A 13,233-nucleotide genomic window follows, 5' to 3' on the forward strand; every position below is an offset into this window, starting at 1 on the left:
ACAGGTTATGTGTTTTATATTCTATATGGGTCTTAATAAATAGCTTCTTATTCCTTAACGAATATAACTCTCCTCCCTATACTCGACCGGGAACAGACACGCAGCAGGAGAGCTCCCCCATGCGCAACGAATCAATTCGCTACCTGATTGTGCCGGGCTGGCAAGGATCGCCAGAAGATCATTGGCAAAGCCACTGGCAGAACAGCCTGCCGAACAGCGCACGGGTGGAGCAGGCCGACTGGCTGACGCCGCGCCGTGAAGACTGGGTCGCGGCGCTGGCCGAGGCGATTGCCGCCGACAGCACGCCGGTCATCCTGATTGCCCACAGCCTGGGTTGCATCACCGTCGCCCATTGGGCGGCCACTGCGCCTGTGCAATTCCTGCGTCAGGTGCGCGGTGCCCTGCTGGTCGCACCGGCGGATGTCGAGCGCCCGGCCTGTGCACCGGCCTTGCGCAACTTCGCGCCGATCCCGACGGACCTGCTGCCATTTCCCAGCCAGGTCGTCAGCTCCGACAACGACAGCGCCGTCAGTGCGCCGCGGGCCCTGGAGCTGGCGCGCAATTGGGGTGCCGAGGCGGGGATTCTGGCGGGGGCGGGGCATATCAACGTGAAGTCCGGTCACCAGCGTTGGGAGCAGGGTTTTGCCTATCTCTATCGCCTGCAAAACCGCATGGAACACCACGCCCTGCGCCGCGCTTGAACACTTTCTTTATTTAACGCCCCCGTCTCCCGGCGGTTTTGGGCGGGAGTCTGCCATGAGCTTTGAAACCTTCGGTCAGCCGCTGCTGACTTTTCCCGACGCCGAAAAAAGTCCTCTGAGCATCCGCGCCAAGGCGCTGGTGTTTGTCGATCCGCGTTCGCGGCAATTACGTGAAGACCTTGAGCAACTGGCCACGCGTTCAGTCTCGGTGCTGATTCGAGGCGAAACCGGCACCGGCAAGGAGTTGCTGGCCCGTCATATCCACCGCGCCAGTGATCGCGGCGGGTTGTTCGTGTCGGTCAACTGCGGCGCCATCAGCCCGACCTACGCCGACGCCGAGCTGTTCGGCTATGCGGCGGGCAGCTACAGCGGTTCGGCGAGCAGTCGTGCCGGCTGGTTCGGTTCGGCCAACGGCGGCACGCTGTACCTGGACGAAATCGGTGACCTGCCACTGCCGATCCAGATCAAACTGCTCGCCGCCCTGGAGAACCACGAAGTCACCCGCGTCGGCGCTCAGCAGCCGAGCCCGGTGGATGTACGGCTGGTGGCGGCCACCAGCATCGACCTGGCCCAGGCGGTGGCCGCCGGAAAATTCCATGAACGGCTCTATCACTACCTCAGCGAAGGCCCGCTAGAACTGCCGGCGCTGCGCGAGCGTACGGGGGACATTCTGCCGCTGGCCGAATACTTCCTCGGCATCTACAGCCAGCGTCTCGACCTGCCGGTGCCGCTGATCAGCGAAGCCGCGCAGCTTGTGCTGGAACGCCACAGTTGGCCGGGCAATACCCGGGAGCTGGAAAACGTCATTCACTTTGCGCTGCTGGTGAGTACGGGCGACGAGATTTTGCCGGAGCATTTGAATTTGCCTGATCCGCTGGCGCAGATCGACAGTCAGATTAAGCAGATTTTCGACAATGGATCAGCCGCCGAAAAAGACGCCTTGAAACAACTGCTCGCAAACGCCGGATTTCTGTAGGAGCGAGCTTGCTCGCGAGAAACCCACAGACGCCGTTGGGTATCAGGTTTTGCGCGTTTTCGTTCACGACCATCGTCGGAACGCCGCCCGGAGCAAGCTCGCTCCTACAGTTGTATGAACAAAATGGAATATGAAGCTGAATAAACGTTATTGTTCGGGAATAAAAAATCCCGGTATTGTCCGCTTCACGCCAGCGATAGCACTTCACTGGCACTCTCATCTTCAAGCCGTCGCCACAAGCGACTGTGATTTTCGATAAGGACACTGCATGAAAAAGGTTCTGTTGTTCACCGCACTGGCGGCTGCCCTGACCGCGGGCCTGGCCCAGGCTGGCGAAAAACTGGTGGTTGCCGCGACCCCGGTTCCACACGCCGAGATTCTCGAGCTGATCAAGCCAACCCTCGCCAAAGAAGGCGTGGACCTTGAAATCAAAGTCTTCACCGACTACGTTCAGCCGAACGTGCAGGTCGACCAGAAGCGTCTGGATGCCAACTACTTCCAGACCCTGCCGTACCTCAAGAGCTTCAACGAAGGCAAAGGCACTCACCTGGAAACCGTGATCGGCGTGCACGTCGAACCTTTCGGTGGCTACTCGAAGAAAGTCAAAACCCTGGCTGAGCTCAAAGACGGCGCGACCATTGCCATCCCGAACGAAGGCAGCAACAGCGGCCGTGCCCTGATCCTGCTGCAGAAGGCTGGCCTGATCGAGTTGAAAGACCCGAAAAACGCCCTGGCCACCCCTAAAGACATCGCCAAGAACCCGCACAACTTCAAGTTCAAGGAGCTTGAGTCGGCCATGCTGCCGCGTGTGCTGGATCAGGTCGACCTGGACATGATCAACACCAACTACGCGCTGGAAGCGGGTCTGAACCCGGCTAAAGACGCGCTGGTGATCGAAGGTGCCGACTCGCCTTACGTGAACTTCCTGGTGGCCCGTCCAGACAACAAGGACAGCGTTGCCATCCAGAAACTGGCCAAGGCCCTGACCAGCCCGGAAGTGAAAGCCTTCATCGAGAAGAAGTACAGCGGCGCGGTGTTGCCAGCGTTCTGATTCGCGAAGCAAACCCCTTCAAGGTTTCAAACGCCGACGGCTGATTTAGCGTCGGCGTTTTTTTACGACTGAAGATCAAAAGATCGCAGCCTAAACGGCAGCTCCTACATTGGAATGCGTTTCCCTGTAGGAGCTGCCGAAGGCTGCGATCTTTTTTGGATCAGGCCGGCCTGGCCTTCAACGCCCTGCGCAACGCCATCAATAATTTCAGAATGTCCTGTGGATCCAGCCGTTGCGGCGTTTTTACGTCTGCCATGTTCTCGTCCTTGTGAGGTGTTGGCCGGGAGTCTGGCCAAAAGTGGTTCGTCCTTGGAGCTGTGTTTCGAAAAAAAGATCCTTCCTACGGTACAAGGGAAAATAGACGTCTTCCCTTATCCCGGCAAATCACGCGCCGTTCAATCCGGCCAATACCATGCCGGCTCATCCAGCATGCGCTGGCCCACGATCCCGGTCTGGCCAAGATTTTTCTCCAGCACGATGCAGTTGCAGTCCGGGTCCTCCTGCAACGCCGAAATCAAGCGCCGGGCATGAGACACCACCCACACCTGGCACTGCGCCGAGGCACGGATGATCAAGCGTGCCAGCGCCGGCAACAGGTCCGGATGCAGGCTGGTTTCCGGCTCGTTCAGCACCATCAGTGTCGGCGGCCGAGGCGTCAGCAGCGCGGCGACCAGCAGCAGGTAACGCAAGGTTCCGTCCGACAGTTCGGCGGCTGACAGCGGCCGCAACAAACCTTCCTGAAAGAACTCGATGGCGAAGCGTCCACCGGGCAGGGGTTCGATGTTCAGTCGTGCGCCGGGGAAGGCGTCGCTGATCGCCGCCCGCAAGGCGTCGGGATCGCCGATTTCGATGATCGTCTGCAAGGCCGCCGCCAGGTCGCGCCCGTCGTGATGCAGCACCGGTGTGCGAGTGCCCAGTTGCGGCTGACGCGCCGGGGCGTCGGCATCGCTGCGAAAATGATCGTAAAAGCGCCAGCGGCGGATGAACTCGCGCATCTCCAGCACTTCCGGTGAACCGCGCAGGCTGCCGACCTGATCGAACAGGCTGTCGAACGTCGGCGTGTACTGCGCCAGCACATCCCACGTGCGCTCGGTGCGGGCGCGGATCATCGGGCCGTCACGATCGACCAGCAGACTGGCCGGGCGGTAGAACGCGCCTGCCCACAGGCATTCGCGCTTGATCTGCGGGTCGAGGCTGAAATAGGACGGGATCGGCGAGCTGTGCCCTGGCAGCATGAAGTGACCATTGGAATCGGGAAGGCCGAGGCTGATCGAGTAGCCGAAATCCTCTCCCGCAAACCCCAGGCGCAGACGCTTGACGCCTTGGCGCACGGTGGGCTCGATGGCGACTTCGCCGGTGCGCATGCGCCGGGAGAGGGTTTCCGGACCGGCCCAGAAGGTCGAATCCAGCCCGCCTTCACGGGCCAGAGCATTGACCACGCCGCCGTGGGCGGTTTCCGCCAGCAGGCGCAGCGCACGGTACAGGTTGGACTTGCCGCTGCCGTTGGGGCCGGTGATCAGATTCAGTCGGCCCAGCGGGATCACCAGTTTGTTGATCGAGCGGTAGTTGGCTACCGCGAGCGTGTTGAGCATGTGGGGTCCTGTGGCGGGGTCGAGCGACGCCCATTGTCCGCTACGGGCAAGTGCCTGGGGCAAGTGTTCTGGACGTAAGGCAGGGTGGATTTTTTCTTCATAAGACGCTCGTGCAAGGTTGCTGTCCTGTTCTAAGCTCTCTGTCGTGCTGGACATGAAAAAGGCCAAGGAGTTTGCATGGTGGTTCCCGGATTCAAAGTAGTCATGGCCTTGAGCGTCGTCACCCTGCTGACGGCCTGCGACCAGAAAAAACCCGTACAGGAATACCTGCCACGGGTGTTCGTGCAAGTCGTCAAGCCGACGGACTACGCGGCCCCGGTTACCCTCACCGGTGATATTCAGGCGCGGATACAGACGGAGCTGTCTTTCCGTGTGGGTGGCAAGATCATCCAGCGTTCGGTTGACGTCGGCGATCGAGTGACCGCCAAGCAAGTGCTGGCCCGGCTCGACCCCAAGGACTTGCAGAGCAACGTCGACTCGGCCCAGGCGCAAGTGGCCGCCGAACAGGCGCGGGTGAAGCAGAACGCGGCGGCATTCGTACGCCAGCAAAAACTCCTGCCCAAGGGTTATACCAGCCAGAGTGAATATGACTCGGCCCAGGCCGCTTTGAACAGCAGCCAGAGCGCCCTGAGCGCTGCCCAGGCGCAGTTGGCCAATGCCAAGGATCAGTTGAGCTATACGGCGCTGATCGCCGATGCGCCGGGGATCATTACCGAGCGCCAGGCGGAGGTCGGCCAGGTGGTTCAGGCGACGATGCCCATCTTCAGCCTGGCCCGTGACGGCGACCGCGATGCGGTGTTCAACGTTTATGAATCCCTGCTGGCCGAGAAGCCGAGCGATGACACCATTGTCCTGAGCCTGCTCGACAACCCGGCGATCAAAACCACCGGCACCGTGCGCGAAATCACCCCGGCGGTGTCGGCGCAATCCGGTACCGTGCAGGTCAAGATCGGCCTCAACAGTCTGCCCGACGGCATGCAATTGGGCTCGGTGGTGAGTGCCACGGCCAAGGGGTCGGGAAAGTCGGTCATCGAATTGCCTTGGTCGGCGCTGACCAAAAACATCAGTGAACCCGCTGTCTGGATTGTCGACGACAAGGGCAAGGCCCAGTTGCATTCGGTCACAGTCGGCCGCTACCTGACCGGCAAGGTCATCATCAGCGGCGGGTTGAAAGACGGCGACAAAGTCATCATCGCGGGCGGCCAACTCTTGCACCCTGACATGGACGTCGAGATTGCCGAAGACACTTACAAGGATCTGACGTGGGGAGCCAAGCCATGAAGCCTTTATGGGCGTTGTCCATCGGGCTGGTGCTGAGCGCCTGTTCCGAAAGCGAACCACCGCCGGCACCGGTACGACCGGTGTTGTCGATCAAGGTCCAGACCTTGAACGAAGAGGACCTGGGCCGCTTCGCCGGCAGCATCCAGGCGCGTTATGAAAGCAATACCGGTTTCCGCGTGGGCGGGCGGATCGCCAGCCGTAACGTCGATGTTGGCACCGAGGTGGAAAAGGGGACGCTGCTCGCCACCCTCGATCCTTCCGATCAGCAGAACCAATTGCGTTCGGCCCAGGGCGACCTGGCGAAAATCCAGGCGCAACTGATCAATGCCAAGGCCAGTGCCCAGCGTCAACAAGCCCTGTTCGATCGCGGGGTCGGCGCGCAAGCGCAACTCGACGCGGCCAACACGGACCTGAAAACCACCCAGGCCTCCCTCGATCAGGCCCGGGCGGCCGTCAGCCAGAGCAAAGACCAATTGGGCTACACCGAACTGCGCGCCGACCATAAAGCCGTGGTCACCGCATGGAGCGCCGAGGCCGGGCAAGTGGTGACGGCGGGTCAGCAAGTGGTAACCCTGGCGCAACCGGACATCAAGGAAGCGGTGATCGACCTGCCCGATACCCTCGTTGATCAGTTGCCCAGCGATGTGGTGTTTCAGGTCGCAGCACAACTGGATCCGAGCATTAACACCACCGCGATCATCCGTGAAATCGAACCCCAGGCTCAAAGCGCGACACGCACCCGTCGTGCCCGCCTGACCCTGGCCGAAACGCCACAGGGCTTCCGCTTGGGCACGGCCATCAGCGTCACCCTGAGCTCGGCGGTCAAGCCGCGCATCGAGTTGCCTGTCACCGCGCTGCAGGAGGTCGATGGCAAGCCGCGCATCTGGGTGATCGATGCACAGAGTAAAACCGTCTCCCCCCGTGACATCACTGTGATCAGCCGCACCGACAGCACCGTGGTGCTGGCCGGCGGCGTGAAGAGCGGCGAGCGGGTGGTCAGTGCCGGTGTCAACAGCCTCAAACCGGGGCAGCCAGTGAAAATCGACGAGGACAGTCAATGAAAGGGCCTTTCAACCTCTCGGAATGGGCCCTCAAGCATCAGTCGTTCATCTGGTATCTGATGTTCGTCGCGTTGCTGATGGGTGTGTTCTCGTATTTCAACCTGGGGCGCGAAGAAGACCCGTCGTTCACCATCAAAACCATGGTGATCCAGAGCAAATGGCCGGGGGCGACCCAGGAGGAAACCCTCAAGCAGATCACCGACCGGATCGAGAAAAAGCTCGAAGAGCTCGACTCCCTCGACTACGTGAAAAGCTACACGCGCCCCGGCGAATCGACGGTGTACGTGTACCTGCGCGACACCACCAGTGCCAAGGACATCCCGGAAATCTGGTACCAGGTGCGCAAAAAGATCAACGACATCAGATACCAGTTCCCGCAGGGCATACAGGGGCCATCGTTCAACGACGAGTTCGGTGATGTCTTCGGGTCGATCTACGCCTTCACCGCCGACGGCCTGACCCTGCGTCAGTTGCGCGACTACGTGGAACAGGCGCGCATGGAGATTCGCGGTGTGCCGGGGCTGGGCAAGATCGAAATGGTCGGCCAGCAGGACGAAGTGCTGTACCTGAACTTCTCCACGCGCAAACTCGCCGCGCTGGGCATCGATGAGCGTCAGGTGGTGCAGAGCCTGCAATCCCAGAACGCGGTGACCCCGGCGGGTGTCATCGAGGCCGGGCCGGAGCGGATTTCGGTGCGCACGTCAGGGAAGTTCGCTTCGGAGAAAGACCTGGCCGAGGTCAACCTCAAGCTCAACGACCGCTACTATCGCCTGGCCGATATTGCCGAAATCCGCCGCGGCTACGTCGATCCGGCCTCGCCGGAATTCCGCTTCAACGGCAAACCGGCCATCGGCCTGGCGATTGCCATGCAGAAGGGTGGCAACGTCCAGGCGTTCGGCAAGGCCTTGCACGCCCGTATTGACGAGTTGACCGCCGACCTGCCGGTGGGCGTCGGCATTTACAACGTGTCCGACCAGGCCGTGGTGGTCGAGGAGGCCGTCGGCGGCTTTACCAGCGCGCTGTTCGAGGCGGTGGTGATCGTGCTGCTGGTCAGCTTCGTCAGCCTTGGCGTGCGCGCCGGGCTGGTGGTGGCCTGCTCGATCCCGCTGGTGCTGGCGATGGTGTTCGTGTTCATGGAGTACAGCGGCATCACCATGCAGCGGATTTCCCTCGGTGCACTGATCATCGCCCTCGGCCTGCTGGTGGACGATGCGATGATCACCGTGGAGATGATGGTCACGCGGCTGGAATTGGGCGAGACCAAGGAGCAGGCGGCAACCTTCGCCTACACCTCCACGGCGTTCCCGATGCTCACCGGTACGCTGGTGACGGTGGCGGGCTTCGTGCCGATCGGCTTGAACGCCAGCTCGGCCGGTGAATATACCTACACCCTGTTTGCGGTGATTGCCTGTGCGATGCTGGTGTCGTGGGTGGTGGCGGTTCTGTTTGCGCCGGTGATCGGCGTGCACATTCTCAGCACCAAGGTGAAACCCCATGAAGGCGAACCCGGGCGCATCGGCAAGGCGTTCAACGGTGGGCTGCTGTGGTGCATGCGCAATCGCTGGTGGGCCATCGGCATTACGGTGCTGTGTTTTGTGCTGGCGCTGTTTTGCATGCGCTTTGTGCAGAACCAGTTCTTCCCGTCTTCGGACCGCCCTGAAATCCTGGTGGACCTGAACCTGCCGCAAAACGCCTCGATCGATGAAACCCGCCGGGCCGTCGATCGTCTCGAGGCCACGCTCAAGGACGATCCGGACATCGAGCGCTGGAGCACCTACATCGGGCAGGGCGCGATCCGCTTCTATCTGCCACTGGACCAGCAACTGCAGAACCCCTTCTACGCGCAGTTGGTGATCGTCAGCAAAGGCCACACCCGTGAGGCCATGATGCACAAGCTTCGCGAGCGCTTGCGCAACGACTTCGTCGGCATCGGCAGTTATGTCCAGGCACTGGAAATGGGCCCGCCGGTAGGGCGTCCGATCCAGTACCGGATCAGCGGCAAGGACATCGACCAGGTGCGCCGACATGCCATCGACCTGGCCACTGAGCTGGACAAGAACCCGCATGTGGGCGAGATCATCTACGACTGGAACGAACCGGGCAAAGTGCTGCGCATCGACATCGCCCAGGACAAGGCGCGGCAGTTGGGGCTGTCTTCCGAGGATGTGGCCAACCTGATGAACGGCATCGTCAGCGGCCAGTCGGTGACCCAGGTCGATGACGACATTTACCTGATCAACGTGGTCGGTCGTGCGGTGGATTCCGAGCGCGGAACGCCGGAAACCCTGCAGAACCTGCAAATCGTCACGCCGAACGGCACGTCGATTCCGCTGCTGGCGTTCGCCACGGTGCGCTACGAACTGGAGCAACCGCTGGTGTGGCGTCGCGATCGCCTGCCGACCATCACCATCAAGGCGGCGATCCGCGACGAGATCCAGCCGACGGACCTGGTGAAAATCCTCAAGCCGTCCATCGACGCGTTCGCTGCCAAACTGCCGGCGGGCTACAAGGTCGCCACCGGTGGTACGGTGGAGGAAAGCGGCAAGGCCCAGGGCCCGATTGCCAAGGTTGTGCCGCTGATGCTGTTCCTGATGGCGACCTTCCTGATGATTCAGCTGCACAGCGTGCAGAAGCTGTTCCTGGTGGCCAGCGTCGCGCCGCTGGGGCTGATCGGCGTGGTGATCGCGCTGGTGCCGACGGGTACGCCCATGGGCTTCGTGGCGATCCTCGGGATCCTCGCGTTGATCGGTATCATCATCCGTAACTCGGTGATCCTGGTGACCCAGATCGAGGAGTACGAGCAGAAGGGTTATGCGCCGTGGGATGCGGTGGTGCAGGCCACCGAGCATCGGCGTCGTCCGATCCTGTTGACCGCGGCGGCGGCGAGCATGGGGATGATCCCGATTGCCCGGGAAGTGTTCTGGGGGCCGATGGCCTACGCGATGATCGGCGGGATCGTCATCGCCACCTTGCTGACGCTGCTGTTTTTGCCGGCGCTGTATGTGGCCTGGTACAAGATTCGCGAGCCGAAGAAAGAGGTGCAGTAAAGGCGAGCGCTGCGCGCTCTATTCGCGGGCAAGCCCGCTCCCACAGTTGACCGAGTTGTTCAGCAACACTCGGTTCCCTGTGGGAGCGGGCTTGCCCGCGAAAGCGCCAGAACAGACACCTCAGGCTAAAGCGCTTACACCTTACGCCAGACACTCGCCAACCAAGGCTGCTGCTCCCGCGGCAGCCCGGCCGGCCGGTAGTAATGCTCCAACTCGACAAAACCCGCCTCGATCAGCAACTGCTGCCAGGCCGCCAGGTCGTGATACGACCCATAACGCGGCCCGTTCCAGCCTTCCTGATTCTCGCCACGAGGATTGGAACTGAACAACACTCCACCCGGTTTCAGCGTTCCCCACAACTGCTTCAACACCCGTGGCAACTCCTGACGCGGAACATGAAACAGCACCGCATTGGCAAAGATCCCGTCGAAACGCTCGGCCGGCAGATCAAGCTTCAGGAAGTCCTGTTGCCACACCTCGCAACCGCTGTCGTCCCGGGCCATCTGCGCGAATTTTTCCGAACCGTCGAGGCCGACGGCTGTGTGGCCCATGCGGGTGAACGTCTGCAAATCACGACCCGGTCCGCAGCCAAAATCGAGAATGTCGAAGGGCGCATCGCCCTGAATATGCCGCAACAGGGCATCGATGTTCTGGCTGACGTCGTGATCGCGCGTGCCTTCACGGAAGTCTTCGGCCACTGCGTTGTAATGGCCCAGGGTGGTGGCGGTGATCTGTTCGAGGTCGTCGGGCGTCTGTTTCATCGTCGGGCTGCGCGGGCAATTGAGATTTGGCCAATATACGCCATCAAGTTGGGGGCTGCTTCGCAGCCATTCGCGAGCAAGCCCGCTCCCACACTTAACCGCGTCGAACAAATGGTTTGTGTTCGCCAGAGACCAAGTGTGGGAGCGGGCTTGCTCGCGAAAGCTGCATCACTGACAACGGATTACTAAAGCCTGGCTCAGCTTTTTTTCATCCCCAAACCCTCAATGGAGTGATCCACCATCGCCTTGGCAATCTCCAGCAAATGCCAGATCGAGTACACCATCGCCCGGTCGGCACCCTTGAGCTGGTCGCCACACTGATACGCCGTGACCGAAGCACAGCGCAGCAGATCGGCGACATAGAGTTGGGTGTCCTCGAAGCTCACATCCTTGCTGACGTTGTAGAAGCGCATTTCATCAGGTGGTGCGGGTTGCTTGCCGGTGAGGTGGAAATCGATGGCGCGGTAGAGCGCTGAGCGATCCCTGAGCGGGTCTTCGGTGGAGGTTTCTGGGGGTGGATCTGGAACGGATTTTTCCATGAGTGTTACTCCTATTGCTGCATGGGAGCCATCACTTATCGCCTACTAAACGATTGGGTGGCGGCTGTACGCAGGTTAGTAGGCCGGTCAATAGGAAAACCGGTGCACCCGAAGGTGCCCCACGCACAGCCACCATATTCTGCATGCGGCAAAATTTGCCGGACATGAGCATGGAATTGCTATGCGCCTATTGTTCCGGGCTACTAAACCCGATCACTGATGAGCAGTGACGGACCGAGACTAGCCACCGGATTTGGCAGGCGCAAGCGAGCGAAATGATCTAGGAAATGTCCTGCAAAGGAAAGGGAACGGGCCTTCGGAAGCGCTGATTTTTTGTACGAAATATCGCCAGGGTCGCCACTCGTGTAGGAGCGAGCTTGCTCGCGAAAGACCTGAGGGCGCCGTGGGGAATCAGGTTTCCCGCGTTATCGTTGACCTCCATCGCGAGCAAGCTCGCTCCTACAGGGCTACCGCTTGTTGAGGCCCCGAGCCAACCGATCCCCGCCCAACTGAATCACCGCCACCAACGCCACCAGCAGCACAATCACCGTCAGCATGATCTGGCTATCAAACCGCTGATACCCATACCGATAGGCAATATCCCCCAACCCGCCCGCGCCAATCGCCCCAGCCATGGCCGAGGAGTTGATCATCGTCACCAGGGTGATGGTGAACCCGCCGACAATCCCCGGCAGTGCTTCCGGCAACAACACATGCCAGACGATGTGCCAGCGCCGGCAGCCCATGGCTTGCGCCGCTTCGATCAACCCATGATCGACCTCGCGCAAACTGACCTCGGCAATGCGCGCAAAGAACGGCGTGGCTGCGATGGTCAACGGCACCACGGCCGCCCAAACGCCATACGTGGTGCCGACGATGAGCCGGGTGAATGGAATCAGCGCCACCATCAAAATCAGGAAAGGAACCGAGCGAAACAGGTTCACGAACGCGCCCAGTGCACGGTTCAGCGCCGGGGCTTCGTAGATGCCACCCTTGGAGCTGGTGACCAGGATCACCGCCAGTGGGATGCCCGCCAACAGCGCGATCAGCGACGACACGCCGACCATCAGAAATGTGTCGATAAAACCCTGCAACAAGCGATCAAACCACATAACCCAGCACCTCCACCTGTTGCGCCCATTGGCTGGCGCGTTGACGCAATTCTTCGGCACCGAGGGGTGAGCCCGTCACCGCCAACAGCAGTTGCCCGAGGGCATGGCCCTGGATCCGTTCCACGCCGCCTTGCAGCAATCGCACGCGGCCTCCGAGGGCGCTGAACAGTGCCGCCAGATCCGGCTCCTCGCGTCGGCTGCCGGTGAACTGCAAGCGCAGGACCACGGCGGCATCCGGGGCGTTCGATTGCGGCTGCAAACGGCTTTGCAGCTCTTGCGGCAATGCGTGTTGCAACGGCGCCAGCAACGTCTTGCTGACCTCATGTTGCGGATTGCCGAAGACTTCCCACACCGGCCCTTGCTCGACGATCCGCCCGTGTTCGAGGACCACTACGCGATCACAGATCTCGCGGATCACCGCCATCTCGTGGGTGATCAGCACAATGGTCAGGCCCAGGCGTTGATTGATCTCGCGCAACAGGCCGAGGATCGATTGCGTGGTCTCCGGGTCCAGTGCCGAGGTGGCTTCGTCGCACAGCAGAATTTGCGGGTCATGCACCAGCGCCCGGGCGATGCCCACGCGCTGTTTCTGCCCGCCGGACAACTGCGCCGGGTAAGCCTTGTGTTTGGCCTGCAAGCCGACCAGTTCCAGCAGCTCACGGACCTTTTGCTCGCGTTGTTCCTTGGGCACGCCGGCGACTTTCAGCGGCAACTCGACGTTCTGCCAAACGGTCTTGGCCGACATCAGGTTGAAGTGCTGGAAGATCATGCCGATGCGCCGACGCAGCGCCACCAGGCGGTCTTCGTCGAATTCGCCGATGTCGACCTGATCGATCAGTACCCGACCGCTGCTCGGTTGCTCCAGGCGATTGATGGTGCGAATCAGCGACGACTTGCCAGCGCCGCTGCGGCCGATGATGCCGAACACTTCGCCGCGCTGGATCGCCAGGTCGATGCCGTGCAACGCGGCCACCGGGCCTTGCTGGCCGTTGTAGGTTTTGCCCAGGCCGATGAAGCGCACGTGGGCATGGTTGAGTTCGGGATGCAGCTCGGTGCGCTCGGCGCTTTGCGGCTCTGGAATCTCCAGTCGCCGTTGGATGGCAGCGGTCATG

General features: G+C 61.2%; 11 protein-coding genes. 6 read left to right on the forward strand and 5 right to left on the reverse strand.

Going from position 1 to position 13,233, the window contains the following annotated elements:
• Window positions 1-119: 119 nt before the first annotated feature.
• The 3 genes from BSF40_RS06425 to BSF40_RS06435 all read left to right on the forward strand — a co-directional run bounded on the left by BSF40_RS06425 (window position 120) and on the right by BSF40_RS06435 (window position 2,728).
• Entirely contained in the window at window positions 120-701 is a 582-nt protein-coding gene (locus BSF40_RS06425) for an alpha/beta hydrolase (protein WP_007972928.1), read from the forward strand.
• Between the two features lie 55 nt (window positions 702-756).
• Window positions 757-1,677: a sigma 54-interacting transcriptional regulator gene (locus tag BSF40_RS06430; RefSeq protein ID WP_095964489.1), complete on the forward strand. Its 921-nt coding sequence runs from the start codon at window positions 757-759 to the stop codon at window positions 1,675-1,677.
• A 268-nt stretch (window positions 1,678-1,945) separates the two neighbouring features.
• A complete protein-coding gene (locus BSF40_RS06435) occupies window positions 1,946-2,728 on the forward strand; it encodes a MetQ/NlpA family ABC transporter substrate-binding protein (RefSeq protein WP_007972924.1) in 783 nt (260 codons plus the stop codon).
• A gap of 395 nt (window positions 2,729-3,123) precedes the next feature.
• Here the strand turns inward: BSF40_RS06435 and BSF40_RS06440 are convergent, their stop codons facing one another.
• Complete coding sequence (locus tag BSF40_RS06440) at window positions 3,124-4,320, reverse strand: AAA family ATPase (protein ID WP_095964490.1); 1,197 nt, start codon at window positions 4,318-4,320, stop codon at window positions 3,124-3,126.
• Window positions 4,321-4,497: 177 nt separating this feature from the next.
• On the opposite strand from BSF40_RS06440, the gene BSF40_RS06445 reads away from it, so the two are divergent.
• From BSF40_RS06445 to BSF40_RS06455, 3 genes are read left to right on the forward strand one after another with little or no spacing between them, the layout of a single operon-like run.
• Window positions 4,498-5,601 (forward strand): efflux RND transporter periplasmic adaptor subunit, encoded by a 1,104-nt coding sequence (locus BSF40_RS06445; RefSeq protein ID WP_095964491.1) that lies wholly within the window; start codon window positions 4,498-4,500, stop codon window positions 5,599-5,601.
• A complete protein-coding gene (locus BSF40_RS06450) occupies window positions 5,598-6,662 on the forward strand; it encodes an efflux RND transporter periplasmic adaptor subunit (RefSeq protein WP_095964492.1) in 1,065 nt (354 codons plus the stop codon). Before BSF40_RS06445 ends, BSF40_RS06450 begins: the two co-directional genes overlap by 4 nt.
• The gene (locus BSF40_RS06455) at window positions 6,659-9,709 is read left to right on the forward strand and encodes an efflux RND transporter permease subunit (RefSeq protein WP_095964493.1); all 3,051 of its coding nucleotides are present in this window, start codon (window positions 6,659-6,661) and stop codon (window positions 9,707-9,709) included. The genes BSF40_RS06450 and BSF40_RS06455 overlap by 4 nt, the downstream gene beginning before the upstream one ends.
• 134 nt (window positions 9,710-9,843) lie before the next feature.
• Here the strand turns inward: BSF40_RS06455 and BSF40_RS06460 are convergent, their stop codons facing one another.
• The 4 genes from BSF40_RS06460 to BSF40_RS06480 form a co-directional block, all read right to left on the reverse strand.
• Entirely contained in the window at window positions 9,844-10,470 is a 627-nt protein-coding gene (locus BSF40_RS06460; protein ID WP_095964494.1) for a bifunctional 2-polyprenyl-6-hydroxyphenol methylase/3-demethylubiquinol 3-O-methyltransferase UbiG, read from the reverse strand.
• 197 nt (window positions 10,471-10,667) lie between these two features.
• Window positions 10,668-11,009, reverse strand: a complete 342-nt coding sequence (locus BSF40_RS06465; protein WP_095964495.1) for a DUF6124 family protein — start codon at window positions 11,007-11,009, stop codon at window positions 10,668-10,670.
• 467 nt (window positions 11,010-11,476) lie between these two features.
• Window positions 11,477-12,121 (reverse strand): methionine ABC transporter permease, encoded by a 645-nt coding sequence (locus BSF40_RS06475; RefSeq protein ID WP_007972909.1) that lies wholly within the window; start codon window positions 12,119-12,121, stop codon window positions 11,477-11,479.
• Window positions 12,111-13,232 carry a methionine ABC transporter ATP-binding protein gene (locus tag BSF40_RS06480; RefSeq protein WP_095964496.1) on the reverse strand — a complete coding sequence of 374 codons (1,122 nt, stop codon included), beginning with the start codon at window positions 13,230-13,232 and terminating at the stop codon, window positions 12,111-12,113. Before BSF40_RS06480 ends, BSF40_RS06475 begins: the two co-directional genes overlap by 11 nt.
• Between the last annotated feature and the right edge of the window lies 1 nt (window position 13,233).

It is taken from the genome of Pseudomonas sp. ACN5 (genome assembly GCF_002303975.1).
In the GTDB taxonomy this organism is placed as follows: domain Bacteria; phylum Pseudomonadota; class Gammaproteobacteria; order Pseudomonadales; family Pseudomonadaceae; genus Aquipseudomonas; species Aquipseudomonas laurylsulfatiphila.